This is a genomic window from Methylobacterium sp. CM6257 (assembly GCF_054611515.1).
Genome location: NZ_CM137735.1, coordinates 3,985,409 through 4,010,466, shown reverse-complemented (window position 1 = coordinate 4,010,466; position 25,058 = coordinate 3,985,409). Strand labels below are relative to the sequence as shown.

The following is a 25,058-nucleotide window of genomic DNA, read 5'->3' as shown; positions in this document are numbered from 1 at the left end:
CGGCCGCGGGCCGTCCGCGTCCCCTCCTCACGCCGCCCAGGCCCCGTCCGCCCCGGACGACCGGCAGGCGCGGCCCGGATCAGAGGCTCTCCGACACGTGGCCAGCCCCGTCGCCGTCACCGAGATCCAGGCGCAGATCAAGGCGCAGCCCGGCACCCCGCAGGACCGCCTCGGCCCCGCCGAGATCCGCGCGATCGTCTTCGGGCTGATGACCGCGATGCTGCTCGCGGCCCTCGACCAGACCATCGTGGCGACCGCGATGCCGACCATCGGGCTCGCGCTCGGCGACGCCGCCAACCTCCCCTGGATCGTCACCGCCTACCTGCTGGCCTCCACGGCGGTGACGCCGCTCTACGGCAAGCTCTCCGACATCCACGGCCGGCGGATCATGCTGCTGATCGCCATCACGACCTTCGTGCTCGGCTCGCTCGCCTGCGCGCTGGCTCCCACGATGGTGACCCTGGCGCTGGCCCGGGGCCTCCAGGGCATCGGCGGCGGCGGGCTGATCGCCCTGGCGCAGACCATCCTGGCCGACATCATGTCGCCCAAGGAGCGGGCACGCTACCAGGTGGTGATCGCGGGCGTGTTCGTGGCGGCCTCGGTGGCGGGGCCGCTGCTCGGGGGCTTCTTCGCCCAGCACCTGCACTGGTCGCTGATCTTCTGGATCAACCTGCCGATCGGCGTCCTCGCCTTCGCGCTGACCAACGCCAACCTGAAGCGCCTGCCGCGCCACGACCGCCAGCACCGGCTGGACTGGCCCGGGGCCGCCCTGATGGTGCTGGGCTCGATCACCCTCCTGCTCGCCCTGAGCTGGGGCGGCGTGCGCTACCCGTGGAGCTCGGCGCCGGTCCTCGGCCTCCTCGCGCTGGCGACGGTGCTGGGCGCCGGCTTCGCGGCGCGGCTCGCCACCGCGCCCGAGCCGCTGATCCCCACCGAGGTGCTGAAGAACCAAGTGGTCTACAGCGCGACGCTCGCCGCCTGCTTCGCCATGGGCACCTTCATCGGGCTCACCATCTACGTGCCGATCTTCCTCGAAGGCGTGATCGGCCTCTCGGCGAGCGAATCCGGCGTGGCCCTGGTGCCGCTGATGATCGGCACCGTCACGGGCGCCACCCTGTCGGGTCGGTCGATGATCTATTTCCGGCACTACAAGCGCGTGCCGCTGGCGATGATGAGCGTCAGCCTCGCCTGCTGCGCCCTCATCGCCTGGCAGGGTCGGGCGCTGCCCTTCTGGCTGATGGAGGTGCTGTTCGCGCTGCTCTCCATGGGGATCGGAACGATCCTGCCGCTCTCCACCATCGCGATCCAGAACGCGGTAGCGCGCCACCAGCTCGGCATCGCCACGGCCTCGATGAACTTCTTCCGCTCGCTGGGAGGCGCCCTGATCGTGGCAGCCTTCGGCACGATCCTGCTCGGCGGGGCCGCGGGCGGTGCGGCGGGAGGCCACGACGTGGAGAGCCTGATCCGCGGCGCCGATCCGGCCCGCCTCGCCCTGACCTTCCGCTACGTCTTCCTGGCCGCCTGCCTCGGCCTGCTGGCGGCCTTCGCGTTCCTGGCGCTGATGGAGGAGCGCCCCCTGGGGGAGCGCACGTCGCCGAAGCCCGACGCCCGCCCGTCCGCCGACAGCCACGCGTGAGAGCCAAATCTCGGCTTGGCTGATCCTGCGCGCGGCGGGTCTCTTGGAGGTGGTCTGGACCTGCGCGACGAAGCGCTGCCAGGGCTTCACCCAACCCGTCCCGAGCGTCGTCACGGTGGCGGCCGCGCTCGGCAGCTTCGTGCTGCCGGCGCTCGCCATGCGCAGCCTGCCGCTGGGCACCGCCTACACGGTTTGGACAGGCATCGGCGCCATGGGCGCCTACCTGCTCGGCCTCCACGGCGGTCCTGATCGTCACGGCTTGGTGCTGATGAAACCGTCCGGAGACGCGTGAGGCGCAGCGTGCCCGGCCCCGATCGTGCCCTTGATTCGCCCGGATCGCCTCTTACCTCGAACCCATCGGCTGCGGGCCCCTCTGGCGGGCGCTTCCCAGCGCCCGTGATGTCGGAGCCGATGCTTTCCGTCCGGAATCAGCATCAGGTCCCGCCCATGATGGACGTCCTCACCGTCGAATGGCTCGGCAAGCCGTTGTGGATGTGGCTCGGCTTCCACGTCCTGATCGCCTGCCTGCTCGCCTTCGATCTGGGGCTCCTGCACAGGGACAAGGAGCACGAGATCGGGGTGCGGGAGAGCCTCCTGCTCACCGGCTTCTACCTCGCCCTCGGCCTCGCCTTCGGCGGCTGGATCTGGTGGTACCTCGGGCATCAGGCGGGCGAGGAATACGTCACCGGACTCGTGGTCGAGAAGTCGCTGTCGATGGACAACGTCTTCGTCATCGCCATGATCCTCACCGCCTTGGGCGTCCCGCGGGTGGCCCAGCACCGGGTCCTGCTCTGGGGCATCCTGGGTGCGGTCCTGTTGCGCGGCCTGATGATCGGGCTCGGCGCGGCCCTGGTGCATCAGGTCCACTGGGTGCTCTCGCTCTTCGCCGCCTTCCTGATCTACGCGGGCCTGAAGATCCTGCTCTCGGGCGGCGAGGAGGAAGGTGACTTCCGCAACAGCGCCGTCGTGCGCTGGTTCAAGACGAGCTTCCGGGTCACCCCCGACCTGCACGGCCAGCGCTTCACGGTGCGCAAGACCGACCCGAAGACCGGCCGGGTGGCCCTGTGGTTCACGCCGCTGGCGCTCGCCCTGGTGCTGGTCAACGGCGCCGACGTGATCTTCGCCGTCGACAGCGTGCCGGCGATCTTCGCGATCACCACCGACACGTTCGTGGTCTACACCTCCAACATCTTCGCGATCCTGGGGCTCCGGGCCCTCTACTTCGCCCTCGCCGCGATGGTGGACCGGTTCGCCTATCTCAAGACCGCGCTCGCCTTCATCCTGATCTTCATCGGCGCCAAGATCGTGGTCGCCGACACGTTCGGGCTCCTCACCGTACCGCCCTGGGTCTCGCTGGTGGTGACCCTGGCGCTGCTGGCCGTCGGTGTCGCCTACAGCCTGTGGCGGACGCGCGTCGACGCGCTGCCCCTGGACGTCCCGGAGCGGGCGCCCCGGCACGAAGCTCGGGCCCACCGGGCCTGAGCGGTCACCTCGACCGTCGAGTCGCCGCGGACCCTCAGGCCGCCGGCAGGGCCGCGATGAGGTCGCGCAGGGTGGTGATGGTCGAGGCGTCGGCCACGCCATCCACGCGCGCCTGCCGGAAATGGCGCTGGAACGCCGTGACGACCGCGTGCGTGCGCGCCTCGAAGCTCCCGGACACCGGAAGGTCGTAGCCGTAGAGGGCGAACATCGCCTGCAGCGCCTCCACGGGCTGGCCGGCATCGCCCTGCGCGAGGAAGCGGCCGTCCCGGAGGCGGGCGGGTGGCACGAAATGGCCGACCCCCGCGGCCGCGAGGCGGTCCCACGGAAAGGTCTCGCCCGGATCCTCCTTGCGCTCGGGCGCGATGTCGGAATGGGCCAGCACCCGCTCCGGCGGGATCGGCCAGCGGCCGAGAATGTCCCGGGCCAGCGCGATGATCGCCTCGATCTGCGCCTCCGGGAAGGGCGGCAGCCCGCCGGCATGGCCCGGATGGACGATCTCGATTCCGATGGAGCGGGAATTGATGTCCGTCTCGCCCTTCCAGGCGCCCGCGCCCGCGTGCCAGGCCCGGCGGGCCTCCGGCACCATCTGGACGATCCCGCCATCCTCGAACACGAGGTAATGCGCGGAAACCTCGCTCAGTGGGTCGCGCAGCCGCGCCAGCGCGGCGGCCCCGCTCTCCATGCCGGTGTAGTGCAGGACCAGCATGTCGGGACGCGCCGTGCGGCGCGCGCCGTGGTTCGGCGAGGGGGCGACGCGGCGGGCGAGGGAGCTGTCCGGAACGAGGCTCACCGCAACCCGCGCTCCTGCGCGATCCGGTCGTAGGCGGCGTTGATCGCAGCGAGGCGCCGCGTCGCGATCGCCACGGCCTCCGCGGGCAGGCCGCGGGCCAGGGCCCGGTCGGGGTGGTGCTCGGCCACCAGGGCGCGGTGGCGCGCCTTCAGGGCCGCCTCGTCCACGTCGCGGTCGAGCCCGAGGACGAGGTAGGGATCGTCCGGCAGCCGCACGTGCCGGGCGGCGATGCGCTGGAACGCGGCCTCGTCGAAGCCGAAGATGCCCGAGACGGCGCGCAGGTACCGCTCCTCCGCCTCATGGAGCGCCCCGTCGGCGCCCGCGATCTGGAACAGGCCGTCGAGCACATCTTCGAGCAGGGCGGGCTCGTCACCGAAGGTCGTGGCCAGTTGGCGCGCGTAGGCCTCGAAGCCGTTCGTGGTCTTCTTCGCCAGATCGAACAGCCGCTCGACGCCCGGCCGCGCGGCGGGCTCGACCTGCACGACGCGGCCGAAGGCTTCCACCTCGGAGGGCAGCACGACGCCGTCGGACTTGGCCATCTTGGCGGCCAGCGCCACCAGACCGGTGGTGAACACGACGTCCCGGGGCGTCCGGCCGAAGGGGGCACCGACCCGGTCGAGCAGGAAATGCCCCGCGACGCCCCCGAGCAGCGCCCCGAGGGGGCCGCCGATCGCGAGGCCGATGCCGGCTCCGCCGATCTTGCCCCAGACCCCCTGAGCCTTGGTGCCCGGGGTCATCGGTCCGCCGATCCCGGCGTGAATCGTGGATTCGGTGCGGTCATCGTGGGCGGCATGCGTCCGGCACCGGGGACGCGCCCGGCCGAGCGCCGGGATAGCCGCTCCTCAAGCCGTGAGGAAGGGCCGGGACGCGCCCGGCCCCTCCCGCGGCTCAGCGGCAGTAGATGTTGCCGTAGGCGTCGCGGTAGGTCCCGTAGGGGCAGCGCGGCGCGGTCGAGGCGCCCACGATGGCGCCGCCGGCGCCACCGATCGCCGCGCCCGCCAACGCACCGCCCGCCCGGCCCGTGGCGGCCGCGCCGATCGCCGCGCCGGTGAGCGCGCCGAGGCCCGCACCGCCGAGCGCCCGGTCCTCCGGGGTGTTGCAGGCGCCGAGCGAGAGGGCGGCGATGGTGGCGAGGGCGGCGGCGGTCAGCTTCTTCATGGTCCCCAGGACTCCCTTGTGCATCCGGTCCGGCTCTTGGCCGTGATCGTGGCGGATCGCGCCGAGCTTAGCAGGAATCAAATGTCGACTATATGGCCAAGGTTCCACACCGCGCGTGCGCAGTTGCGCCCGGTTCCCGTCTCGCCCTATGCCACCGGCCTGAGGCGGTGCTCCTTGCGGGGCGCCGCGGCACCCTGTCCGAGGATCCCATGCCCACAGCCACCACGATCGTCCGCCGGGCCGCGGTGCGGGCCGACCGCGTCGCCGATACGGTGAGCCTCGACCATGCAGGCCGGACCGCGACCGCCGGATCGCTGGTCGCCGAAGGCGGGCTCGGCTTCGCGGTGGCGCTCGCCAAGGCCGCAATCCTTGAGGACGGGGACGCGCTCCGTCTCGACGATGGCCGTCTCGTCGCGGTGCGGGCTGCCGCGGAGGCGCTCCTTGAGGTGCGCGCCGAGAACCCGGCCCGGCTGATGCGGCTGGCCTGGCAGCTCGGCGGCAACCATGTGCCCGCCGAGATTGCCGCGGACGTCCTCTATGTCCCGGCCTCTCCGGCCACCGCCGAATTGATCCGCGGCCAGGGCTGTGTGGCGACCCCGGTCTCCCGTGCCTTCCGGCCCGAGCGCGCCGCGCACGACCACAGCACCTGCGGCCACGATCATGGCCATGACCATCACGGGCATGATCACCAGGCGCACGGTCACAGTCACGACCATGGCCACGCCCATGACCATGCGCCCAGCCACGTGCATGCCCACGACCACGATCACCACGGGCACGTCCACGGCCCCGGCTGCAAGCACGACCACTAGAGAACGTGCCACCGGAGCGCATGCCGTTCCGGCGCAAGACGGCACATCAAGGCTCAGGATTTGAGAGCGGCGCCCGATCGAAGTCCGATCGGGCGCCGCTCTCGCTTCTGCACCATGCCGTGCTGGATCGGCATCGGCGCCCTCGACGCCTCAGAATGTTCGTCCGACTCACGAACTGTACAATGTAATCATCAACCAGAATTATTACCCAAAATTAGAGGGATATTTGCGGAATTTAACCAAATATATAAGTTTACAGGCCTAATATTTTTCGAATATACTTCAGAATAGATGTTGCGCATGCGACACAGACTCTCGCGCGTAATTACCCACGGGGTGGATCGATCGTCGGTTGAACGCCCGCGGCTGCGCTCCTTGCCGAGCCGAGCTTGCCTCTTGCGCTGGTCGGCTCTTGTGCGCGTCGGATTTCGCTGATTCCCTTGTGAGATGGGCCGCAGCGAACTGGAACGGCTGAGCCGCGAGGAGCTAATCGAGCTGGTGCTGCGGCTGCAGCGGCCAGAGAAGACTTCGCGGACCTCGTCCAAGCCGCCCACGACGGATCGCAAAGAGCAGCGCGCGCAGTCCAAGCCCGGCGGCGCCAAGCCCGGTCACGAGGGTCACAGCCGGGTGCTGAGCACCGATCCCGGTACGATCGTCGAGCATCGTCCCTTGGCGTGCGCGTGCTGCGGCGGCAGCCTACACGCCGCTCTTCCGGCAGAGATCGTCAGCGTCTCTGAGCAAATCGAGCTGCCCGCGGTGGCGCCGCTCGTGACGCAGCACCGCCGGCTCGCGGTCCGTTGCCCGAGTTGCGGGGAGCGGGTCGTCGCACCGGTGCCGGAAGCGGCGCGCGCCACCCCGTTCGGCCCACGGCTGCACGCGGTGGCGACGTACCTGAAGACCTTTCAGGCGCTCTCCTACGAACGGCTGCAGGCGGCACTGTCCGACCTGTTCGGCCTGGCGCTGAGCCAGGGCGGGCTGATGAACCTGCTCCGCCGCGCGCAAGGCTGCTTCCGTGCCGGTCGTGACGCAGCCATCGCGACCCTGCGCAAGGCCGAGGTTGTCGCCTGCGACGAAACCGGCGTGCGGATCGAGGGCTCCACCGCCTACCACTGGCTCTTCCACTCGGCGCAAGCCGTGGTGCACACGGCCTCCCCGACGCGCGGCGCCGTCGTGGTGCGGGAGATGATGGATGGCCACCGACCGGCGGTGTGGATCTCGAACCGCTACACGGCCCAACAGGGCCACGCGGCCGAGCACCAGACCTGGCTGGCGCATCTGGCCCGCGATGTCGCCTATGTCGTCGAGGCCAGCGACGATCCCGTCCCCTGGCGCCTGCAACTCTGGTTGCAGAGCGTGTTCGCCCTGGCCGAACGCGTCACCGACTTGGCTGCCTCGACGCTCTCGGCCAAGCGCCGCAGCTTGGATCGGCAACTCGGCGCCATCCTGGCCACGCCGAGCCGCTGTGACCTGACCCGCGACCTGCAGGCCAAGATCAGCCGCGCGCGCGATCAGCTCCTGGTCTTCCTCGCCTATCCCGGAAAGGTCGAACCGACGAATAACGGCTCCGAGCGGCTGCTTCGTCCGGCCGTCGTGCAGCGGAAGGTGACCAACGGCTACCGCGCCATGTGGGCGGCTGAGGGCGAGGCCGCCATTCGCACCGTCGTCGACACCGCGCGCCTGAGCGGTGCCAATCCATTCGGCACCATCCTCAAGACCATCGGCGCTGGAACCCTGCCATAAAACGCGTGGGTAATTACTCTCGCGCAATGTTTCTGTACGTCGGCCCAGGTTTTGTGTTCCTGGAAGGTCAGACGTGAACAAAATCATTCCATCGGCGGCAATCTTTGCAGCCTTGACGGCCGCTGCCTCGGCCGCAGATCTGCCCCGCCGCGCTCTGCCACCGGCCCCGGTACCTGTTCCGGTCTTCACGTGGACGGGCGCATACTTCGGCCTCAACGCCGGTTACATCGCCTCAACCAAGGACGAGGCGAACACGGAAGGCGTGTTCCGGTGGTCCGATGGGTCTCCGATCGGCAGCTACACGAGCACGGTCACGCTGCCGCGCGACGGCTTCACCGGCGGCGGCCAGCTCGGCTACAATTACCAGCTCACGCCCGGCTCGGGCTTCGTCGTCGGCGTCGAGGCTGATGCGGCCTACACCGATCTCCGGCGCAACTACGGCTTCAGCAGCACCATCCCCGGCATCAATACCTACCGCCAGTCCGGCGACTATCTCGGGACCGTGCGCGGGCGCGTCGGCTACGCCGTCGACCGCACCCTGTTCTACGCGACCGGCGGCTTCGCCTATGCGGGCGAGACTTACCGCACCAGCCCCTTCCAGCTGTCAGACCAGCCGATCTTCCTCGGCAACCGCTCACGCACCGAGACCGGCTACGCAGTCGGTGGCGGCGTCGAGTACGCCCTGCCCACCGATTCCGTCCTGAATGTCTTCCGCTCCAACGCGGTGACGGTGAAGGGCGAAGCGCTCTACTACGATCTCGGCGGCCGCACGATCCCGGTCCTGCCGGTCGGGCGGGGCGCCAGCACCTTCGCGACGCGCTTCCAGAACGAGGGCGCGCTCGGCCGCGTGGGCGTCAATTACAAGTTCGGCAGCTACTGAGCGGTCCTGCCCTGGCCTTCGGCTGGGCATCCCCAGCCCGATCGAACCGGTCGCTCCGTCGAAAGCCGCCCCAGGCGCCGTCTCCTGGGGTGGCTCGCGTTTCGGTCCCGCCTCAGATCGCGTCGCAATCGGGACCGCATCACAGCCGCTTCGGCACCGGACGCCGGCAGTAGCGGCGCGCGTCCTCGGGCGAGAGGCCGTCCTGGGCGGCGGCACATTGGCTGAGCGTCAGCCCGATGCTGGCCGCGTAGGGCTCGTTCGGTGAGAGCGCGTCGCGGGCGAGGTTCGCCACGTAGAACAGGAACGCGGCGGCCGCGAGGACGAGGATCGCGATCACGGCACGGTTCAGCATCGCGCCCGGTCCCCCGTCGCGAGGCGGTTTCGGACGATCATGGGAGCCCGACCAGCAGCAGGGCGAGGGCGAGGATCGCGAGCCCCGTGCAGATCAGCGCGAGCGCGGTGCGGTCGAGCCCGGATCGACGCAGGGCGGCGCGACCGAGCCGGATCAAAATTCGCACTCCGCAGCGACATCCCGCGCCCAGTTCACTGCAGCAGGCCCCAGAGACCCGTGGCCAAGCCAAAGGTGAGCGACAGCATCGCGGCACCGAGCAGGACGCGGTCGATCATGCGGGCAGTCCGGTCCTCCGGTTGGATTTCGACCAATGTGGCGTCTCCTCTGCAGGAGACTGAGACGCGCCTGTTGCTGACCTGTGTCAGCCTGCCGGGCGGCACGCGATCTGAGTGTCCGCGCCGGGATCCCCATACCCGACCCCGGAACGACCGGGTCGGGCACGGCGACGCGGCATCGGAACACCCGGGGGACCCTGCCGTTGGACCGGCATTCCCACCGGAGACGACGCGTGACCACCGATCCGCTGCACAAGTACCCCCGCCCGCCGTTCGAGGCGCAGCCGCAGAGCTTTCCCGGCAAGACCGGACGCATGGCGCCCGAGCCGGATCACGGCGAGGCGAGCTACAAGGGATCGGGCAAGCTCACCGGCAAGGCCGCGCTGATCACCGGAGGCGACAGCGGCATCGGCCGGGCGGTGGCCATCGCCTTCGCCCGGGAGGGTGCGGACGTCGCCCTCTCCTATCTGACGGAAGAGCAGGCCGACGCGGAAGCGGTGGGCGGCTGGATCGAGAAGGCGGGCCGGCGCGCCCTGCTCCTGCCAGGCGACCTCAAGGATGCCGCCTATGCCCGCCAGATCGTCGCCCGGACCGCGGAGACGTTCGGGCGCCTCGACGTGCTGGTCAACAACGGCGCGTTCCAGCAGCCGAACGAGGACCTTGCCGCCATCGAGGATTCCATCTTCGAGGACCATTTCCGCACGAACGTGTTCGGGCCGTTCTACGTGACCAAGGCCGCGCTCGCGCACCTGAAGCCCGGCGCCTCGGTGATCTTCACCTCCTCGGTGAACTCCAAGCATCCGATGCCGTCGCTCATGGCCTACAGCGCCACCAAGGGCGCCCTGAGCAACATGGTGCTGAGCCTCGCGCAACTGCTCGCCGAGAAGGGCGTGCGCGTGAACGGCGTGCTGCCAGGCCCGATCTGGACGCCGTTCATCCCATCCGGGATGAGCCAGGATTCGGTGAAGTCCTTCGGGAGCCAGGTTCCCTTCGGGCGCCCGGGGCAGCCGGCCGAACTCGCTTCGGCCTACGTGATGCTGGCCTCCGAGGAGAGCAGCTACACGTCGGGCGCGCTCGTCACCGTCGCCGGGGCCATGCCGGTCTTCTGAGGAACCGTCCGTACGCGGGCGTGAGCCGTACCGACGGATTAGGACAACGCGCGGGGCCGCCCCCGCTGTCGGCGGATCTCATCGGCGGCGCGCATCGCTCACGGCCCCTTTCAGGCTACGGTCCCGGGTCCAGGCAAGCGTTTCCCGTTGCCGGAATGCCGTTCCAGCTCGGCTCCACCTTTTCAGCACCCTCGTCCTTGCCGGGACGGGGGTGTTGGCTTTTCAGGGTCTATCTCGCGGCGGTTGATCTCCTGAATGGCCGGCTCACGAACCACCGAAGCGGATCGGGCCGTGACCGCCCATGTCGGCCGGACAGCACGGTTAAGTCAACGTTGCGGGGCGATCAGCGCGTCCATGGCCGCCGAACCGCGAACCGCCGCCGAACTGCGCAAGGCTGGCATCATCAGCAGCCAAGAGGTTGTCGCGGCAATCGACGCCTACATGCACAATCCGAACGTAGGCCCTTACCACTTCGCCAGCGGCCACAGCCTCGACATCGCAGCCCTCGTGAATGCTTCGCATGCCTTCGATGCTGGAGCGGTCCGGGCCGCACGAGAGAGCGTTCCGGATAGCGTTGGCGGCCGCCATCATGACGGCTCATCCGACCAAGCCTTACCCTCGACTGAGCCGTGCGACTTCGGCACGTTCGCGCAAAGGGTCACTTCCGCACGCTGGGGTCGCAATTCGCCTGGGCACGTTGACGATCAGGAAGATCGCTCGATGCAGTGGTTCTGGCTCCTTGTGATCTTGGCTGTCGTCGGAGCCGGGGCCCTCGTCTTAGGAACGGGACTGATCGAGATCGGCGGCGTGACGCAGCCCTCGAACTGGCAAGCAAAGTGAGCACCCGACTGAGCGGCCAACCGAGGAGGATGCGGTGGTCTACGTGCTCACCATCATGCTGGCGGGATCCGGCTCGGCAATCGGGTCGGTTGAATTCAACAGCAAGCAGGCGTGCGAAGCGGCGGCCAAGTCGATTGCAGAGGCTGGTCGACCCTCTGCTGGCGCCTCCGCGATCACCATGTGCGTAGCGAAGGGGTAGGCTCGCACCGCATGCTCTCGCGGCGTTCGTGAAGGGTATGCTCAGATCTGAGCGGACCACTTTGGCCCTGAGGCCGTCCGCCGCATTTCGTTGCTTCGAAGCTGGGACCACATCCCAGTCCGCTCGTCCTGAGCCTTCGACATCGGCCGCGGCGTGATCGCCGGTTCAACTCCATGGCTTCCATCAAAATTCGTGCGGCTGGTGACGGGACCTATGCGGTCTGTCGTAACGGAGCCGCCGTCGCCTCTGGCCTGACCCGAGCCCAGGCAGACCACTTAGTGGCGGTGCTCGGCTGGATCTCATAGGGCACCTGCAATTCCTACTGCCGCCCGCACCGGACGCGCGAGCGGCGTTCGTGAGGTCGGCGGATCAGGCGCATTCGCCACAGCTACAAGCGTCACCAATCAGCGTACCCGGCTGGTGTCGGCACGCCTGTGAGGGGGCGGTTTGTCGACAGTCCACGCCCGTCTCAAGCTCGCCCCCCAAGCAGTCAGGGCGGGCGTGGATGCCGAAGGCCCACCAATGCGAAACGGTTTCGCATTTGGCTGTCCCAAGCTTGGGGCCGCTACCCAGATCTGGGGGAGCGGCGGGCAGCTTAGGATTTTCGCCAACGGTTGAACCTACCGGCCGGCCGGTTGTACCGTCGCTGAGCCGGCACTTGCCGACCTCCGCGCCCTCTCGGAAGCTTCTCCCCCCCCTCAAGGCCGACGAGAGGGCGTGGATGCTGTCACTGAGAAAGTCTCTAGGGAGCCGACTGTCTCAGGTGCGCGAGTGGTGCAAGCGTGGCAGCATATTTCCGAGCCCGGCTTATCCTGCTGGCTCGAGGGTGACTGATGACTTCGCTGCCGTCCCTCCAGAGCCGAGGTTTGTCGGAGGCCGTCTATGGCACGGAAGGATCAGATATGATCGCCGAGCCTGCCTCACCTGAGCGGCTCTCCGAGGTTCTACGCCTCTGCACCATGCTCGCCGACCGGGCGCTCGACGCAAGGATCATGGACCGGGCGGTTCCGCCGGATCAGGCCGTCGCATTGGCGAAAGCCGCGCGCCTTCTGCAGGATCACGGCGTGGACTGGCCACCTCTTCTGACGCAGGTGCTGCACGAGCTGGCGGGCATGGACGGCCAAGATGTCACTGACGAGACCCCGTCAGACGCTCCGCGGACCCTCCCAGATGTCGACCTGCACGGTTTGACGCGCTTCTTCGCAGGCTTCCGCAAGGAGCGGGGATGACCGCCGGTCCGGAGGTGATCCCCGAGAATGGCGGCAGAGCGGGGTTCCGGTTCCAGGAGTGGGAGGGACAGGAATGATCGCACGTCGCCTGTCCGCGATGGGCGTCGCCATCGTCTTCGTCGGCACGACGAGGGCCCTTGAGGCGGCAGGCGTCGAGTATGCCGTGGGAGATTGCCTCGTGGCCGCGGCCGTGGCGACCCTGCTCACGGCAGCATGGCCATCCGCATGAACGCTGGCTCGGAATTTCTCCCCGAGAACGGCGCCGGGGCCGGGATCCGGTTCCGGGAGCGGAAAGGGTAGGCATTGGGGCCGTCAGGACGTACTACTGAACACCTGAAGGGGAAGGGCTCTCTGAAATGAGCGATCCGGAACCAGATACCATCTTTCGGAAGCGGCTAATCTGCCTCGCCTGCGATGAGCTGCGCCCCTTCGTCAGAATAGCGACTGGATCGGAGCTTGATGCCATCGGCCGCATATACGGTCGCTTCAGGACCGGCGTGCCGCTGAAGGGCTTCGACACTGGGCGGGATCGCCCGTGAGCCAGCTCAGATCCGATCTCGCCCTTGCATTCCAGGCAGCGGTGGCGCGCGTCCAAGGTTTCTCAGCCGCCGACGGTGACTTGCTCGAAGCGGTCCACCGAACGATCAGCGCTCCGATGCGCTTCGTGGATCCAAACCCCGACATACAGGACGCACAGGCTCACTTGGCCGAGCGGATTGATGCCCTACAGGAGCTTCTCAGATCGCCAGACGGAGCCAGCCAGAGGCTTCAGGATCAGACGCGGCGCGATGCGTATGGGGCTGTCGAGGCGCTACAGCTGGCAATCTTCGAGCATGGATGCGCGTCGGCCGCTGCTGATCGCGTGGGGCTTGGCGTTCAAGGCAAGCGGATCTGACCACATTCCCGCCTCGTGGAAGAGGCGCTGAAGCGATGTGCCAACCCGCGGAGGTTCAGTCCTGCAGGGGACCGAACTCTGCTTCGAGCATAGCTATGTGGGCGCGGGCTTCCAGGATGCGGATCCGGTGACAGCGGCATACCGCGCGCAGGGCTTCGATTTCACCGTGCCGGCCGTTCCTATCCTCCGCGTACGCGATACGGGCGAGCTCCGCGACCGTGACCTCATCAGCGACGATGCCGCCAACGAGAGCCCGGATCAGGGTCAGAGCTTGTTCCCGCATAGGTGGCCCCGGCGTTCCGCGCCCAGCTCTCTGCCAGATCAGGTACGACCTAGCGCGAGCGGCTGGAACTTATCGGGCTAACCTCAGCGCATCGTCTTGTGTTCTCGCAACCTCGCGTCCGGCGGCATGGCTTCCCGAGTTCGTGTGTCGTGGCTCGGCCTTATGTCTTCCGGCCTCACACTCACTATCCAGGAGCCATCGGTGATTAGGTTCTTGCAAGAACGCGTCTTAAATGACAGCGGCCCAGAGTTTTCTCGCTTTTCTGAGCGCACAGCATAGAGATCCTGCCGTATCCGCAGATGCAACTGACATAGCATATTTTGCGCCGCAGAAAGCCAGTTTCAGCCAACGGCTACGCCTGCCTCATCTCACACTTAATCGGCCAATCTATCGGCACTGAAAATCTCTTTCTGGAACGCACAGCGGCGTCGATGTGTTTTATGCGTCTTAGACAGACGGAGCCTGTGATGCGTACCTCTATCGCTGCCATCCTCCTCGTGAGCACGCTCGGCTCGGGCGCGCTCGCCCAAACGACGACGACAGGTTCGCCCGCCTCGCCGGATGCGAAGACCAGCCAACAATCCGGCGGTCAGCAGAGCGTCACGCGACCCAACACCGACAAGATGACCCCGGACAGCACCTCCCCTGGCAGCGCCGCCAACACGAAGCTGGAGAAGGGCGCAAACAGCTTCACGGAAGGCGAGGTCCGGTCGCGGCTCGACAAGGCCGGGTTCAAGGATGCCAAGGACCTCAAAAAGGATGCCGACGGCATTTGGCGCGGCACCGCCACGCATGGCGGCCAGCAGGTGAGCGTCGGCCTCGATTTCAAGGGCAACGTCGCCGCGCAGTGATCCAGAGCTCACCGAGGAGATTTCCCATGGCCCAACAGACCATCACCGCGCTCTTCGACCGCTACGAGGATGCCAGCACCGCCGTTGGTAAACTCGAAGCCAGCGGGATCCCGCACGCTGACATCAGCATCGTCAGCAACAACGAAGGAGATCGCCACAGCGCCTTGTTGAGGGGTAACGAGCATCACGTGAGTGACGATACCCGGGAGAAGGCCAAGGATGGCACCGGAACAGGCGCTACGCTGGGGACTGTGGTCGGCGGTGCGGCCGGTCTACTCGCGGGTCTCGGCTTGATCGCGATCCCCGGTGTGGGGCCGGTCGTCGCCGCGGGTTGGCTCGTCGCCACCCTGACGGGTGCAGGGATCGGTGCAGCAGCTGGCGGCCTCGCTGGCGGACTGACGGGTGCCGGTGTCAGCGAGAAGGATGCCCATGCTTACGGCGAGGGTGTCCGTCGCGGCGGCACGCTCGTCACGGTCCGTGCCGACGAGGCTCGCGGTCCGATGGTGATGGACATCCTGGAGCAGCATGGTTCGGTCGATCTCGACCGGAAAGCCAATGCGTGGAGGGCGGAAGGTTGGTCGCCGCCGGTGGCGACGGATGCCACCGCTACACCGGGTGCAGGTCTGACCGCCGGCCGGGGGCGTGTTCGCTCCTACCCAAACGCTGGCGGATCGTTCTGAGCCGGGGTTCAGGCACGTATCTTGGCAATGATGGCCAGCGCCATCCCTGCCCATGAAGGCATTGGCGCTACCGATGCGCGCGAAGGCCCCCAGCCGTAAAGCTATGGGGCCTTTTGCATTCTACGCCTCGGCAGGCTCGTTCGCCTTCCGCGTCCGACCGGCGCGGTTCGGCTTCTCAGAAATCGTCCCCTCGACGGCGGCAGCCTTCGGAGCCGCCTTCCGACGCCGATTACCCAGACCCAAGCTCTTGGCTAGCGCCGAGCGCTTCTCGGAGTAGCTGGCCGCCGTCATCGGGTAGTCGCGCGGCAGCCCCCACTTCTCACGGTAGGCTTCGGGTGTGAGACCCCTGATCGTCAGGTGACGGCGCAGCGTCTTGTAGGGCTTTCCATCCTCGAAGCTGATCAGCGCGTCGTGGGAGATCGACTTCCGGATCTGCGCAGGGGTCAGCTTCGGGGCCGGCTGAGTGCCGGTCGCGCTACCCTGTCCGAGCCCGGTGAGCGCAGCGTGCGTGCTAGCAATCAATGCCGCCAGTTCTGAGACGGGAACAGGGTTGTTCGCCACGTAGGCTGAGACGAGGTCCGCCGTCAGCCCGGTGTAGTCGACGCCTTCCGGCTCGATCCCCTCCACGACTGCGTCCACGATGCACCTATTTTCGAGAGAACAAGCACATTGCGCCGGCAGACCCGAGGATGCAATGCAATACCACCTGTATTGTTCATTTCTTTAATCCGCTAAGCTGAAACGATGCACGTCCCTGACGTTGAGACTGCCGCCATGATCATCGCCGAGAAAGTGATCTCGGCCTTCGAGCGCGAACGAGGAGGGGCGGGCGGGTTCATCGGCGCTGGTCGCGACATGGCCCTGGGCGGCTTGATGCGCGAGCTGTTGGGCGTCATGCCGACAGACGACAGCGACGTGCTCGCCGCGGCCTACAATCGCTTCTTGGACAGGCTCGCGGCCATGAGCACGCCGGGCCCGCGGGTCGAGGCCGTCGACCCTGACGATGGCTCCGTGACGATGCGGCAGGGGTAGGCGGCGGCCTCACTGCGCCCAGACCGACCCGCGCTCCGGTCGGATCGCGCGGCGCCGGTGGCGGCCGTAACGGTCATCAGACGCGCCGTGTTCTTGGGTTGGGTGCCCACGGCATCCAGGCTACGGCGAGCAGATGGTTGCCGGCTCGCCATGACAGGACCTATCGGCGGCGCTCCTGCGTTGAGCCCCACGTGTCTTCAGCAACGCGCAGGTGAACCATGGCGGTCGATGTCCGGTCCGAGCTGCGTCGCCCCGTAGCCTTCAGCTTCGCCGTGGTCGCGGCCGTGCTGCTGGTCTGGCTGCTCGTCGTCACCGCCGTCCATTCGAAGCACCGCAGAGCCTTCGAGCAGCAGATCAGCATGCTCCAGACGGAGCAGGTCCGGCTGCAAAGCGAGCTTGCGCAGCAGCAGCTGGCCACGGGCACGCTGTCGGCTTTGCAGGCTAAGATCGCGGCGGCGGAGCAGCAGGGGCGCCAAGCCACTCAGGAGGTCGAGCAGCTGCAGGCCCGCCTCGCGACACTGCGCCAGGAGCAGCAGGCGGCCGAGCAGAAGACGGGTGCAGCGACTAAGGAGCAGCAGGCGCAGACACAGCGCCTCAGCGAGTTGCAGACCCAAGTTCAGCAGGCCGAGCAGAAGATCGCGCCGCTGCGTGAGGCGGCGGACAAAGCCGATCAGGCTGCTAAGGCTCGCACCCAGGATTTGGCGAATATCGGTGCGCGGCTTGAGGAGGCGCGCCAGCAGGAGGCTAAGCTGCGCGGCGACCTCGCGGCCTTGACGCAGGAGAGCGCCGCCAAGTCGGCTGAACTCGCCCAGGCCGAGCAGAGCCAGCAGGCCGCTCGCGAGGGGACCGCAGCCGCACAGAAGGCCCTCTCGGAAGCAAAGGCTGAGACCGAAAAGGTGTCGAAACAGCGCGCTGACTTGGAGCAGGCGATCAGCGGTCTGAGCGCGAACCGGGACAAGCTGACGGCCGACGTCGCTCGAACCGACCAGCAGCTTCAGCAGGCACGCGACAGCCTCGCTTCTGCGCAGAAGGATGCGGCTACCGCTCAGGCGGACCGGGATCGTGTCACCGCTGAGCGCAGCCAAGCTGAGGCCGCGGTCAAGAAGCTCCAGGACGCCCGAGACGGATTGAACGCCGAAGTGACGGCTCTGCAGAAGCGGCAGGCTGACGCTCAGGCTCAGCTCTCCACTCTGAGCCACAGCTTGGCTACACGAAACAAGGAGCTGGCCGAACTCGACAGGCAGGTACAGTCGGCTCGCCAGGAGCTAGCAGACCTTCAAAGCCAGCTGGCGGGTGGTCGTAAGCGGCTCTCTGATCAACCTGCGCCCGCAGCGCCGGTGCAGGCTCCAGGTGCCGAGCCGAAGCCGCAGTGAGCTACTAGGGCCTGAACCCAATCAGCTTGACCGTGAGGTGTCTGCTCTCGACCCATTGCAGACGGTGCGTATGCCTCCAGAGAACTTACCCATCAGCTGGTTCAGTTGCGAAATTCGCCAGCTCGCGCGAGGCGAAACCCCAGTATCAGAACGCAGCCGCGGCCAGGAAGCAGAGGATGCCCGCTGCCAACATCACCAGCCCCGGCCAGTTTGCCCGTGGGCTGAAGCCGGCCGCGCTATCCGTCCGGCTCCTGGCTTTAAAGCGCCCACCCCAGAGTGCCGTAAAGGCCGTGAGCAGGAGGCCGCTGATGAAAAGCAGCACACCAGCCCAGACAAGGATCAGCCTTGGCTCAAGGGCAGCGGCCGCGCTCATCGCAGACACTCGTGCTTTGGTTTCGGTCCTCGCATGACTACAGGACCGCTGAACGGTTCAATCAGAACGCCCCATTCAGCCAGCGCCCGCGCCTGAACCCTCGAGCAGGAACGAGATTTTCACGTTGACCCGGAACTGGGTCACCTTGTCGTTCTCCACGACGGCTTCGAACTCCTTGACCCAAACGGACTGGATGCCGCGGAGGGTGCTGGATGCGCGCTCGACCGCTTGCTTGATCGCGTCTTCGTAGCCTTGCGGTGATTGAGCTGAAAGTTCGAGGAACTTCACCACCGACATGGTTGCCTCCCTTGCGGGTGAGACACGTGATGCTATGCCCGACCCAACAGGGAGGCAATCCTCTGCTGAACAGCGGCTTTCCACCCTTCTCGGACGTCGCCACGGCCAAGCTGATTGAGTTCAGACCCTAACGCCAAACCGTTGGCCCCCGCTGCGTCTCTGGGCCGCTTCACAGCATGCCCTTCCGGTGCATGACGCTGCTCGCCCATTCCATCCGGGCGGGGTCGACCGCCTCTCCGGCCTCGATCTGGCGCAGGACGCCGATCATGCCGTCCAGCTCCTCGTCGGTCATGCGCTCGGGACCGGGCTTCAGGTCGGGGTAGAGCTTCTCCAACCGCACCATGCGGGCTTTCAGTGTCGTGGACACAGCCGGGCCTCCATCTCGATGTAGTGCTCGCGAACGTCGCGATCATGCGCCCTGATCTCTACAATCAGGGCCCGCTCCTCCGGGTCGGTTGCGGCGTCCCACTCCGCCATCAGCTCGTCGATGCCGCCAGCCGCGGTCACCAGTCGGTGCAGCCGGTCGAACAGCAGCTGCTCGACCTCCTCGTAGGACAGGTGATCGTATCGGCCGGTACCACGCTGCGCCTCTAAGCGGGCGAGGCGTGCTTCTAGCGCTCGGAGCCTCATCTTCCCCGCGCCTCCAGTGCCGCCATCCGTCGATGCAGTTCGGTCGCCTCAATGGCTCGGACATGTACATCGAGGGTCTTGCTGATCTCGGCCGCTTCGGCGGGGGTCAGCTCGCCCGCAGCCACCGCAGCCACGATGGCGCCCGTGGCTTTCGGCAGATCGTCTGTGGTCACGATCTCTGGCAGGTCGAAGCTAATCGGCCGATCCTTGCGAGGCGGCAGTATCCGGTCGAGGCATAGCCGGAGCGCGGTCGGATCCCCGTCCTGCGCCATCTCCACGGCCTTGCGCAGGATGCTCTCGGCATCGCCGTCGAGGATCTTCTCCAGGGCCACGGTGGCGCGATTGCGCGAGCCCTTGGGGCGGCCGGCGGGATTGCCGCTTCGGCCCGGCTCGAACTGGGTGTCCTCTCGCGGCATCGATCAGCGTCCAGTCAGGGCGACCTGTAGACATCAAGCCAATATCAGGTCAGATATATAGCATATGCTATAATTTTTCACGTCCGGGTCCTCAGCTGTCAACGTCCGCAGCCTTTCGGTCAGCCATCGCCGTGCTGCAGCGGCCGCTTGCCGGCGGACCTCGTGGGTGCTGTACCAACCGTCCCGCCGCGCAAGCGTCACGTCAAAGCCCGCCGATCCCATCAGGTTGATGAACGAGCCAACCTGACTGGGTTCACCACGCCGGTCGCATCCTCCCCTCATCTGGTCCGACGGCTTCGGACCGAGGCTCTCAGGAGGTCGTGTCATGGTGCGGTCTAGGATGCTGGGAATGGCGGCGGTGCTCGCGGCGGGTCTCGCCACCGCCACGACTGCGAATGCAGCGCCGTTCGGGTACGGGCGGCCTGATGGCGACGGGCTGCTTGAGCGTGTGGCCGGCGGCTGCGGCCCGGGCTTTCACCCGAACCCGTGGGGTCATTGCCGCCCGAATGGTTGGGGGTGGGGCGGTCCGCGCGGTCCCTACGGTGGACGGCCGGGCTACGAACACGGCGGTTACGAACGCGGCCCTGGCGGCTACGAGGCCCGCGTCGGTTTCATGGCAGCTGGTGACCTCAGCGGTTGGGCTGGTCAGGGCGTCATCCTGACAGCCCACCCCTGACGCACGGGCGACGTTCGGTCGCCTACGCCGCGGATCAGCCGGCGATGGCGGCTTGGAACCGCGCTATGCGGGTGACCATCAAGAAGGCGAAGGCCGCCCTGCGCGTCATGGCCCGATTAATCCGGTTCGAGCTTTAGGTCCGGGGCAGTAAGCACCTCAGGCGGCAAGACGCCATGGTTAGGCTCAGCTCGCCGTGCGGTTGCCCGCCGTCCGTTTCATGTCGAGACAGTGATCGTAGGACGCGTTGAAGTCGTGCGAGGTCAGGCCGGGAAAGACTTTTCTCACCTCCGCGTAGAGCGCCTCGAAATTAATTTCGCCATCGCTGGCGTGAGGAAAGGGCCAATCCATCGTCAGCATGTGCTTGGCGATGTCGTCGATGGTGTAGGGCGCGGTCATCGCATCACTCCGTCAGGTGGGCGTCGAGGTGTGCGCCGACCACCATCAACAGATGGGCAGCCTCGGCGAATTCCTGAAGCGCCGCAACCGCCGCGTGATGCTGGAGGCGGCTCGCGTCATCTCCGACCTCGATACTCACAGCTGCTGTGGGCGCCATCTGCCGTACCGCTTCGATGCCGGCGGCCAAAGCGGCTTCCTCGCGCAGGGTCATCTTCCGCCCTCTGTGATGCCGGACCATGCCGCGGCCAGAACGGCAGCGCGGGTCTTGGCCCGGCGAGGATCTGCGGCCGTGATCTCCCGCTGTAAGGCGGCAAGGGTTGCCGGCCCGCCGGCCGCGTGCGCCTCGCGGCCCTTGCGGATGAGGGCTGACCGGAAGGCGAGGGCGGCCGGGGCCTCGACACCGTGACGCTCAATGCTCTCGACGAGGGCAAGAATGCTGGCGGCGGTCATGCGCTTACCTCATCAGCATGGCGTAGGACGGGAAACCAGAAGCCGTCTGGTCGGCATCTTGCCTTGGAGAGGATATCAAGCGGAGGTCGACCATGCTCATCCGGTGCGGCTACACCGTCGCCCTCGACACGTTCGGCCCCACGCCGATGGTGCTGCTCCTCAACGTGCGGCCGGAGCGGCAGCCCGACCTTCGCAGCCGCGAGGTCATCACCTTCGACCCGCCGGTCGCGGCCAGGGAGTTCCGCGACCCGTTCGGCAACGTGGCCACGCGCATCCTCGTCCCAGGCGGCCGCATCACCATGACCGCAGACTTCCAGATCGAGGACCATGGTCGGCCGGACGCGCACGCACCCGAGGCCACGCAGATCCCAGTGCAGGACCTGCCGGACGAGGTGCTGCCGTTCCTGCTCGCCTCGCGGTACTGCGACACCGACAAGCTCTCGCAGACCGCCTGGGATCTGTTCGGCGGCACGCCGGAGGGCTGGCCGCGTGTCCAGGCCATCGTCGATTATGCGCACGGCCGACTGCGCTTCGACTACATGCAGGCCGACGCCACCCGCAGCGCCTTCGACGGCCACGCCCAGCAGGTCGGTGTGTGCCGTGACTTCGCGCATCTCGCCATCGCCCTGTGTCGGTGCATGAACATCCCAGCGCGCTACGCCACTGGCTACCTCGGCGACATCGGAGTGCCGAAGGATCCCGCCCCGATGGACTTCTCCGCGTGGTTCGAGGTCTTCCTCGAAGGGCCGGAGGGACCGCGCTGGTACACGTTCGACGCGCGGCATAACCGGCCCCGCGTCGGCCGCATCGTCATGGCCTACGGGCGTGACGCCATCGACTGCGCGATCACGACGAGCTTCGGCCGGGCGCCGCTCGCTGGCTTCACCGTGCACACCGACGAGGTGACCAGATAAGATCATGGTGCGCAGATGGGCGCGCTGCTCGGCTTGATCGGAGTGGCTGCGGAACGGCCCCCAGGCTTCGGACGCGGGGATCACGCAGCGCTCTCCGGAGCCGGGCTACGACCCACACCACACGCACCTCGGATTTGCACACTCCCACACCACCCACACCCCCTAATAGGGAGGTGTGGGGCCTCATTCGCCGGCCCATGCGCCCACCTCCACGAACGGGGTTGGTCGGCCCTTCTCGTTGGTGCCGGAGACCACCGCGAACATGCCGTTCTCGATCCAGATCTTGAGCAGCCGCTTGATCTTCTCGCGGTGCGCCTTGTCGGTTGGGTCCAGTTTCAGGACGCGGGCAATCGGCTTGCCGACCCAGTCGTTGGCCTGGACGTTCTCGCGCCAAGGTCCCGTCGACCGGACCTCGGTCTGAACCGCTCGCAGGTCGGCCGTGGTGACGCCGGCCAATGGGTCTGGCCATTGCCAAGCCGTGACCACGCCCACGCTGTCGCTGTCCAACTGAGTGCCAATACCGATGCCGCCGACTGTGAGCGGTTGCCCGTTGCCGAGGTCGACCGACGCCATCTTGAACCAGGAGGAGCGGTCGGTGAGCGGCGGCGCGAGGTTGGCCTTGCCGTTGTCGACCCGGAAGTAGAGGCGCCGCTGCTCGACGCCGGCACGCTCAGCTTCCTCGTTGGAGATGGTGTTGAGGACACGGCCGGACCGGGCGGCCGAGAGCAGCGCCACCGCACCGCGTATGTCCTCCATCACGGTGTCGTTGCCGCCGGTCTTGCGGGTGTGGTGCACAAGCTCGATTGCGCAGCCAGTCTCGTCGGCAATCTTGCCCCAGAGCTTCGCAACCCGGTCGATGGCGCCGTTGTCGTTCTCGTTGACGGCGTGGCAGCTCACGAACGGGTCGATCTGCACCACGTCGATGCCGTTCTCTCGGATGGTCGCCTTGAGCGCCTCGACCACCGGCACGGCGATGGTCACGCCGTCACGCTTCTGTTCGGCCACGATGATCGGGTCGTCCCGGCCAGAGTTCACGAACAGGTGGCCTTCGACGTCCTCCTGGCTGATTTCGTACTGGATGCAGGCTGCCATGATCCGGCGCTGCATCTCCTCCAGCGGATCCTCGCCGTTCCAGATCAGCACCTTGAACCTGCCGTGCGGCTGGTGCCCGATCAGATTGCGGCCAGTCGCCATCGCAAGCCCGTCGGCCAGCACGAGCGACGACTTCCCGACGCCCCCCGGCGCGGCCGTCACGCTGATGAACTTGCGGATCAGGTGTCGCTCCAGCACCCACTGACGGCGTGGGATGGTGGCGGGGTCGGCCCAGACGAAGGGCCGGGCCTTGAAGGTCAGGGGCGGCGGGGCCGCAGTCGCGCCGTGATCCGCCCCCGCATCCATGTCCGGACCCGCGCTTGCGAAGTCGGTTCCCTCGTCCCGGCGGCTGCCGCGCCAGCCCAGATCTTCTGGGCGCACGCCGATCCGGTCGCACAGCCAGTGGGCGGCCTCGGCGGCCGTACTAGCGCCGCCGTGCTCCAACACGAGCGAGATGGCCGTGCGCTTCCCTTGGTTCGCGTCGCCCATGTCTCCGACGCCGAAATCCTTGGCGCCGGAAGGGCTGATCGACAAATCTTCTTCAAGGTCTCGGCCAAGATCGCGCGAGGACACGCGCCACGCACCGTTGTTCGACTGATAGGCGGTCGGAAAAAGCGCCGGCACCCACGCGCCGAGATTGGCGAAGGCGCGGTCGTTGACGTTCTTCCAGAAGGGGTTGGCCTCGTTGGCGCCGAAGAACGTGCTGTGGACCCGACCGCCGCTGGCCGCCTGCTGCGCGCGCTGGCTGGTCGTCCCGCGGGCCGCGTTGGCGGCTCCGGCCTGCTCCCGCTTCTCGTTCTGCTTGCGCTCCTGCGCCCGCACCATATCGGCGGCCGCTTGCTGTGCCGCTTGGTACTGTTCGGCACGTTCAGTCAGGTATGCGAGGCTGCGAGGCGCCTCACGGATCTCGGTCGGCGTGCCCGGGACGTGCTGGCCGGTGATCGTGAGATACCGGCCGTCCGCGTAGATCTCGACGCCTGCCGGGTGATTGACCACGCAGTTGGCCTTGCCCTTCACGATCAGGCGCAGGCCCTCACCTGATGGGGAAATCTCCGTGTAGGTTTCGGCGAAGTCGACCACGACTTGCGCCCAAGCCTGGATCTTGCCGGTTTCACGGTCTCGGCAGCCGTCGAGGTCGATCCCGCTAAGGGGCCTATCCTTGGTCAGGACGAAGCCGACGCCGGGCAAGCCGTCGCGCGAGGCTCGGTTGGCGGCCACGTCGTAGCTGGTCCAGGTCTCCGGGTCCGTTGAGGATCCGAATTGACCCGTCCGCGCGTTGAGCGGCGGCTTGTCCCACTTCGACTTCTTCTCCTTCCAGAAGTAGTCCCACGCGACCCAGTGGGGGAGCGTGCGCAGCTCCTGAAGGGCCGGAGTATCGGGTAGGCCGCGGAACGGCGGAAAGGTCGGCTTCGGCGGCCGGGTGGGCTGAGCAGATCCTGCCATCAAGCAGCACCTCCGAAACGCGGGGAAGGTTCGTTGAAGGCACCGCCGACCCGGTGGGGCGCAGAGTGTTCGCTGGGGTCGCCGCGCAGCTCGAAGTGACGGCACCAGTCTTCAGCGCCGACCACGGGCCACGCCGCATTCTCACCACCGAACGCCTCGGGATTGATCCGCGGCGGGTTGGCGCGACACTGGCCGGTCGGCCTGCGACCGGTGATGGTGAAGCCGCCAGGGCCGTTCCGGACGACACTGACGTGATCCCAATGGCTCCAGGCGGTGCAGTTCGCGCAGGCGAGCGCCCCCACGGGCGGGCGGATGATGCGCGGCTGTGTCATCGGCCGTCTCCATCAACAGGGCGCAGGGTCTCGGCGGCTTTGGTAGCGGCGAGGATCGCCCGGCCGGCGCACGCGAGCGCGTGAACCATCCCGGGCGTGTCGCCGGTATCCGCGAGGTTGCTGGCTGCAATCGCGTAGGACGCGGCAACCTTGGCGTACTCGGCGACCGCGTCTTGGATGAGCGGTTCTCCGGTCCAGAGGCGTGAGGGGGGATGAAGCGCCGACATCAACGCGCTTCCCTCACCTGCGGGCCGATCCCGGCGAGGCCGGAAAGGACGGCGGCCACGGGCACCGAAACGCCCCAGCGATGGGCAAGGCGCTCGTTGACGCGGGCCTGCATGGCCTCGGCGTCCGGGATGCTCTCTGTCGGCCGGATGACGATGGAACGGCTGTAGGTCTTGGATTTTACGATGGCTCTCCTGC

General features: G+C 67.4%; 34 protein-coding genes and 1 pseudogene. 18 read left to right on the top strand and 17 right to left on the bottom strand.

Translation table 11 applies throughout. From position 1 onward, the window contains the following. Positions 1-97: 97 nt before the first annotated feature. The 3 genes from ACYCO6_RS19645 to ACYCO6_RS19635 all read left to right on the top strand — a co-directional run bounded on the left by ACYCO6_RS19645 (position 98) and on the right by ACYCO6_RS19635 (position 3,118). Positions 98-1,636: an MDR family MFS transporter gene (locus ACYCO6_RS19645; RefSeq protein ID WP_459762435.1), complete on the top strand. Its 1,539-nt coding sequence runs from the start codon at positions 98-100 to the stop codon at positions 1,634-1,636. 7 nt (positions 1,637-1,643) lie between these two features. Then, complete coding sequence (locus tag ACYCO6_RS19640) at positions 1,644-1,928, top strand: DMT family transporter (protein ID WP_459773620.1); 285 nt, start codon at positions 1,644-1,646, stop codon at positions 1,926-1,928. A gap of 155 nt (positions 1,929-2,083) precedes the next feature. Next, positions 2,084-3,118: a TerC family protein gene (locus ACYCO6_RS19635; protein ID WP_459762433.1), complete on the top strand. Its 1,035-nt coding sequence runs from the start codon at positions 2,084-2,086 to the stop codon at positions 3,116-3,118. Positions 3,119-3,152: 34 nt separating this feature from the next. Here ACYCO6_RS19635 and ACYCO6_RS19630 read toward each other — a convergent pair whose 3' ends face one another. The 3 genes from ACYCO6_RS19630 to ACYCO6_RS19620 all read right to left on the bottom strand — a co-directional run bounded on the left by ACYCO6_RS19630 (position 3,153) and on the right by ACYCO6_RS19620 (position 5,066). After that, on the bottom strand, positions 3,153-3,908 hold the full coding sequence (locus tag ACYCO6_RS19630; RefSeq protein ID WP_459762431.1) for a peptidoglycan recognition protein family protein: 756 nt from the start codon (positions 3,906-3,908) through the stop codon (positions 3,153-3,155). Further along, positions 3,905-4,645: a TerB family tellurite resistance protein gene (locus ACYCO6_RS19625; protein ID WP_459762429.1), complete on the bottom strand. Its 741-nt coding sequence runs from the start codon at positions 4,643-4,645 to the stop codon at positions 3,905-3,907. Before ACYCO6_RS19625 ends, ACYCO6_RS19630 begins: the two co-directional genes overlap by 4 nt. Before the next feature lie 151 nt (positions 4,646-4,796). Continuing rightward, a complete protein-coding gene (locus ACYCO6_RS19620) occupies positions 4,797-5,066 on the bottom strand; it encodes a hypothetical protein (protein ID WP_007560631.1) in 270 nt (89 codons plus the stop codon). A 209-nt stretch (positions 5,067-5,275) separates the two neighbouring features. On the opposite strand from ACYCO6_RS19620, the gene ACYCO6_RS19615 reads away from it, so the two are divergent. From ACYCO6_RS19615 to ACYCO6_RS19605, 3 genes are all read left to right on the top strand, one after another. Beyond that, positions 5,276-5,878 (top strand): urease accessory protein UreE, encoded by a 603-nt coding sequence (locus ACYCO6_RS19615; RefSeq protein WP_459762426.1) that lies wholly within the window; start codon positions 5,276-5,278, stop codon positions 5,876-5,878. A gap of 447 nt (positions 5,879-6,325) precedes the next feature. Next, entirely contained in the window at positions 6,326-7,618 is a 1,293-nt protein-coding gene (gene tnpC, locus ACYCO6_RS19610) for an IS66 family transposase (RefSeq protein WP_459762424.1), read from the top strand. A 73-nt stretch (positions 7,619-7,691) separates the two neighbouring features. Further along, positions 7,692-8,498, top strand: coding sequence for an outer membrane protein (locus ACYCO6_RS19605; RefSeq protein WP_459762422.1), 807 nt, complete (start codon positions 7,692-7,694; stop codon positions 8,496-8,498). Between the two features lie 139 nt (positions 8,499-8,637). Here ACYCO6_RS19605 and ACYCO6_RS19600 read toward each other — a convergent pair whose 3' ends face one another. Both ACYCO6_RS19600 and ACYCO6_RS19595 read right to left on the bottom strand, forming a co-directional pair. After that, a complete protein-coding gene (locus ACYCO6_RS19600; protein WP_459762420.1) occupies positions 8,638-8,850 on the bottom strand; it encodes a hypothetical protein in 213 nt (70 codons plus the stop codon). 37 nt (positions 8,851-8,887) lie between these two features. Beyond that, positions 8,888-9,016, bottom strand: coding sequence for a hypothetical protein (locus ACYCO6_RS19595; RefSeq protein ID WP_459762418.1), 129 nt, complete (start codon positions 9,014-9,016; stop codon positions 8,888-8,890). Between the two features lie 342 nt (positions 9,017-9,358). Between ACYCO6_RS19595 and ACYCO6_RS19590 the strand changes: the two genes are divergently transcribed. The 8 genes from ACYCO6_RS19590 (at position 9,359) to ACYCO6_RS19555 (ending at position 15,211) form a co-directional block, all read left to right on the top strand. Beyond that, the gene (locus ACYCO6_RS19590) at positions 9,359-10,234 is read left to right on the top strand and encodes an SDR family oxidoreductase (RefSeq protein ID WP_459762416.1); all 876 of its coding nucleotides are present in this window, start codon (positions 9,359-9,361) and stop codon (positions 10,232-10,234) included. Between the two features lie 291 nt (positions 10,235-10,525). After that, positions 10,526-11,074 carry a hypothetical protein gene (locus ACYCO6_RS19585; protein WP_459762414.1) on the top strand — a complete coding sequence of 183 codons (549 nt, stop codon included), beginning with the start codon at positions 10,526-10,528 and terminating at the stop codon, positions 11,072-11,074. Positions 11,075-11,108: 34 nt separating this feature from the next. Then, entirely contained in the window at positions 11,109-11,273 is a 165-nt protein-coding gene (locus tag ACYCO6_RS19580; RefSeq protein WP_459762412.1) for a hypothetical protein, read from the top strand. Positions 11,274-12,175: 902 nt separating this feature from the next. Continuing rightward, on the top strand, positions 12,176-12,502 hold the full coding sequence (locus ACYCO6_RS19575; protein WP_459762410.1) for a hypothetical protein: 327 nt from the start codon (positions 12,176-12,178) through the stop codon (positions 12,500-12,502). A 73-nt stretch (positions 12,503-12,575) separates the two neighbouring features. After that, entirely contained in the window at positions 12,576-12,731 is a 156-nt protein-coding gene (locus ACYCO6_RS19570) for a hypothetical protein (protein ID WP_459762408.1), read from the top strand. A 306-nt stretch (positions 12,732-13,037) separates the two neighbouring features. Continuing rightward, positions 13,038-13,397 (top strand): hypothetical protein, encoded by a 360-nt coding sequence (locus tag ACYCO6_RS19565; RefSeq protein WP_459762406.1) that lies wholly within the window; start codon positions 13,038-13,040, stop codon positions 13,395-13,397. A 780-nt stretch (positions 13,398-14,177) separates the two neighbouring features. After that, positions 14,178-14,531 carry a hypothetical protein gene (locus ACYCO6_RS19560; RefSeq protein ID WP_459762404.1) on the top strand — a complete coding sequence of 118 codons (354 nt, stop codon included), beginning with the start codon at positions 14,178-14,180 and terminating at the stop codon, positions 14,529-14,531. Positions 14,532-14,557: 26 nt separating this feature from the next. After that, positions 14,558-15,211: a hypothetical protein gene (locus ACYCO6_RS19555; RefSeq protein WP_459762402.1), complete on the top strand. Its 654-nt coding sequence runs from the start codon at positions 14,558-14,560 to the stop codon at positions 15,209-15,211. Positions 15,212-15,331: 120 nt separating this feature from the next. Here ACYCO6_RS19555 and ACYCO6_RS19550 read toward each other — a convergent pair whose 3' ends face one another. Then, positions 15,332-15,850: a Ros/MucR family transcriptional regulator gene (locus ACYCO6_RS19550; RefSeq protein ID WP_459762400.1), complete on the bottom strand. Its 519-nt coding sequence runs from the start codon at positions 15,848-15,850 to the stop codon at positions 15,332-15,334. Positions 15,851-15,985: 135 nt separating this feature from the next. Here ACYCO6_RS19550 and ACYCO6_RS19545 point away from each other — a divergent pair, with 135 nt between their 5' ends. Beyond that, complete coding sequence (locus tag ACYCO6_RS19545) at positions 15,986-16,243, top strand: hypothetical protein (protein ID WP_459762398.1); 258 nt, start codon at positions 15,986-15,988, stop codon at positions 16,241-16,243. A gap of 284 nt (positions 16,244-16,527) precedes the next feature. Next, positions 16,528-17,616, top strand: coding sequence for a chromosome partitioning protein ParA (locus tag ACYCO6_RS19540; RefSeq protein WP_459762396.1), 1,089 nt, complete (start codon positions 16,528-16,530; stop codon positions 17,614-17,616). A 145-nt stretch (positions 17,617-17,761) separates the two neighbouring features. On the opposite strand, the gene ACYCO6_RS19535 is transcribed toward ACYCO6_RS19540, so the two are convergent. The 5 genes from ACYCO6_RS19535 to ACYCO6_RS19515 form a co-directional block, all read right to left on the bottom strand. After that, complete coding sequence (locus tag ACYCO6_RS19535; RefSeq protein WP_459762394.1) at positions 17,762-17,989, bottom strand: hypothetical protein; 228 nt, start codon at positions 17,987-17,989, stop codon at positions 17,762-17,764. Between the two features lie 75 nt (positions 17,990-18,064). Then, positions 18,065-18,286 carry a dodecin family protein gene (locus ACYCO6_RS19530; protein WP_459762392.1) on the bottom strand — a complete coding sequence of 74 codons (222 nt, stop codon included), beginning with the start codon at positions 18,284-18,286 and terminating at the stop codon, positions 18,065-18,067. Positions 18,287-18,455: 169 nt separating this feature from the next. After that, positions 18,456-18,653 carry a hypothetical protein gene (locus tag ACYCO6_RS19525; RefSeq protein ID WP_459762390.1) on the bottom strand — a complete coding sequence of 66 codons (198 nt, stop codon included), beginning with the start codon at positions 18,651-18,653 and terminating at the stop codon, positions 18,456-18,458. After that, complete coding sequence (locus ACYCO6_RS19520) at positions 18,638-18,916, bottom strand: hypothetical protein (protein ID WP_459762388.1); 279 nt, start codon at positions 18,914-18,916, stop codon at positions 18,638-18,640. Before ACYCO6_RS19520 ends, ACYCO6_RS19525 begins: the two co-directional genes overlap by 16 nt. After that, positions 18,913-19,332, bottom strand: a complete 420-nt coding sequence (locus tag ACYCO6_RS19515) for a DUF5681 domain-containing protein (protein ID WP_459762386.1) — start codon at positions 19,330-19,332, stop codon at positions 18,913-18,915. Before ACYCO6_RS19515 ends, ACYCO6_RS19520 begins: the two co-directional genes overlap by 4 nt. A 325-nt stretch (positions 19,333-19,657) precedes the next feature. On the opposite strand from ACYCO6_RS19515, the pseudogene ACYCO6_RS19510 reads away from it, so the two are divergent. Then, positions 19,658-19,959 (top strand): annotated as a pseudogene (locus tag ACYCO6_RS19510) (GCG_CRPN prefix-to-repeats domain-containing protein). A gap of 232 nt (positions 19,960-20,191) precedes the next feature. Here ACYCO6_RS19510 and ACYCO6_RS19505 read toward each other — a convergent pair. The 3 genes from ACYCO6_RS19505 to ACYCO6_RS19495 are packed head-to-tail and all read right to left on the bottom strand — an operon-like array spanning position 20,192 to position 20,854. Continuing rightward, the gene (locus tag ACYCO6_RS19505) at positions 20,192-20,404 is read right to left on the bottom strand and encodes a hypothetical protein (protein WP_459762384.1); all 213 of its coding nucleotides are present in this window, start codon (positions 20,402-20,404) and stop codon (positions 20,192-20,194) included. A 4-nt stretch (positions 20,405-20,408) separates the two neighbouring features. Then, complete coding sequence (locus ACYCO6_RS19500) at positions 20,409-20,615, bottom strand: hypothetical protein (protein ID WP_459762382.1); 207 nt, start codon at positions 20,613-20,615, stop codon at positions 20,409-20,411. After that, on the bottom strand, positions 20,612-20,854 hold the full coding sequence (locus ACYCO6_RS19495) for a hypothetical protein (RefSeq protein WP_459762380.1): 243 nt from the start codon (positions 20,852-20,854) through the stop codon (positions 20,612-20,614). The genes ACYCO6_RS19500 and ACYCO6_RS19495 overlap by 4 nt, the downstream gene beginning before the upstream one ends. 92 nt (positions 20,855-20,946) lie before the next feature. Between ACYCO6_RS19495 and ACYCO6_RS19490 the strand changes: the two genes are divergently transcribed. Then, entirely contained in the window at positions 20,947-21,768 is an 822-nt protein-coding gene (locus tag ACYCO6_RS19490; RefSeq protein WP_459762378.1) for a transglutaminase-like domain-containing protein, read from the top strand. A gap of 183 nt (positions 21,769-21,951) precedes the next feature. Here ACYCO6_RS19490 and ACYCO6_RS19485 read toward each other — a convergent pair whose 3' ends face one another. Genes ACYCO6_RS19485 through ACYCO6_RS19475 form a run of 3 tightly spaced genes read right to left on the bottom strand, consistent with a single transcriptional unit; the run spans position 21,952 to position 24,862 of the window. Next, complete coding sequence (locus ACYCO6_RS19485; protein ID WP_459762376.1) at positions 21,952-24,303, bottom strand: AAA family ATPase; 2,352 nt, start codon at positions 24,301-24,303, stop codon at positions 21,952-21,954. Then, positions 24,303-24,635, bottom strand: coding sequence for a hypothetical protein (locus ACYCO6_RS19480; RefSeq protein ID WP_459762374.1), 333 nt, complete (start codon positions 24,633-24,635; stop codon positions 24,303-24,305). The genes ACYCO6_RS19485 and ACYCO6_RS19480 overlap by 1 nt, the downstream gene beginning before the upstream one ends. Further along, positions 24,632-24,862, bottom strand: a complete 231-nt coding sequence (locus tag ACYCO6_RS19475) for a hypothetical protein (RefSeq protein WP_459762372.1) — start codon at positions 24,860-24,862, stop codon at positions 24,632-24,634. The genes ACYCO6_RS19480 and ACYCO6_RS19475 overlap by 4 nt, the downstream gene beginning before the upstream one ends. Positions 24,863-25,058 lie beyond the last annotated feature (196 nt).

Coding starts and splice junctions, on each gene's coding strand:
- ACYCO6_RS19635 (WP_459762433.1), top strand. CDS start 2,084: ATGATGGACGTCCTCACCGTCGAATGGCTCGGCAAGCCGTTGTGGATG.
- ACYCO6_RS19625 (WP_459762429.1), bottom strand. CDS start 4,645: ATGACCCCGGGCACCAAGGCTCAGGGGGTCTGGGGCAAGATCGGCGGA.
- ACYCO6_RS19620 (WP_007560631.1), bottom strand. CDS start 5,066: ATGAAGAAGCTGACCGCCGCCGCCCTCGCCACCATCGCCGCCCTCTCG.
- ACYCO6_RS19615 (WP_459762426.1), top strand. CDS start 5,276: ATGCCCACAGCCACCACGATCGTCCGCCGGGCCGCGGTGCGGGCCGAC.
- tnpC (WP_459762424.1), top strand. CDS start 6,326: ATGGGCCGCAGCGAACTGGAACGGCTGAGCCGCGAGGAGCTAATCGAG.
- ACYCO6_RS19600 (WP_459762420.1), bottom strand. CDS start 8,850: ATGCTGAACCGTGCCGTGATCGCGATCCTCGTCCTCGCGGCCGCCGCG.
- ACYCO6_RS19575 (WP_459762410.1), top strand. CDS start 12,176: ATGATCGCCGAGCCTGCCTCACCTGAGCGGCTCTCCGAGGTTCTACGC.
- ACYCO6_RS19570 (WP_459762408.1), top strand. CDS start 12,576: ATGATCGCACGTCGCCTGTCCGCGATGGGCGTCGCCATCGTCTTCGTC.
- ACYCO6_RS19555 (WP_459762402.1), top strand. CDS start 14,558: ATGGCCCAACAGACCATCACCGCGCTCTTCGACCGCTACGAGGATGCC.
- ACYCO6_RS19545 (WP_459762398.1), top strand. CDS start 15,986: ATGATCATCGCCGAGAAAGTGATCTCGGCCTTCGAGCGCGAACGAGGA.
- ACYCO6_RS19535 (WP_459762394.1), bottom strand. CDS start 17,989: ATGAGCGCGGCCGCTGCCCTTGAGCCAAGGCTGATCCTTGTCTGGGCT.
- ACYCO6_RS19530 (WP_459762392.1), bottom strand. CDS start 18,286: ATGTCGGTGGTGAAGTTCCTCGAACTTTCAGCTCAATCACCGCAAGGC.
- ACYCO6_RS19520 (WP_459762388.1), bottom strand. CDS start 18,916: ATGAGGCTCCGAGCGCTAGAAGCACGCCTCGCCCGCTTAGAGGCGCAG.
- ACYCO6_RS19515 (WP_459762386.1), bottom strand. CDS start 19,332: ATGCCGCGAGAGGACACCCAGTTCGAGCCGGGCCGAAGCGGCAATCCC.
- ACYCO6_RS19505 (WP_459762384.1), bottom strand. CDS start 20,404: ATGACCGCGCCCTACACCATCGACGACATCGCCAAGCACATGCTGACG.
- ACYCO6_RS19500 (WP_459762382.1), bottom strand. CDS start 20,615: ATGACCCTGCGCGAGGAAGCCGCTTTGGCCGCCGGCATCGAAGCGGTA.
- ACYCO6_RS19495 (WP_459762380.1), bottom strand. CDS start 20,854: ATGACCGCCGCCAGCATTCTTGCCCTCGTCGAGAGCATTGAGCGTCAC.
- ACYCO6_RS19490 (WP_459762378.1), top strand. CDS start 20,947: ATGCTCATCCGGTGCGGCTACACCGTCGCCCTCGACACGTTCGGCCCC.
- ACYCO6_RS19485 (WP_459762376.1), bottom strand. CDS start 24,303: ATGGCAGGATCTGCTCAGCCCACCCGGCCGCCGAAGCCGACCTTTCCG.
- ACYCO6_RS19480 (WP_459762374.1), bottom strand. CDS start 24,635: ATGACACAGCCGCGCATCATCCGCCCGCCCGTGGGGGCGCTCGCCTGC.
- ACYCO6_RS19475 (WP_459762372.1), bottom strand. CDS start 24,862: ATGTCGGCGCTTCATCCCCCCTCACGCCTCTGGACCGGAGAACCGCTC.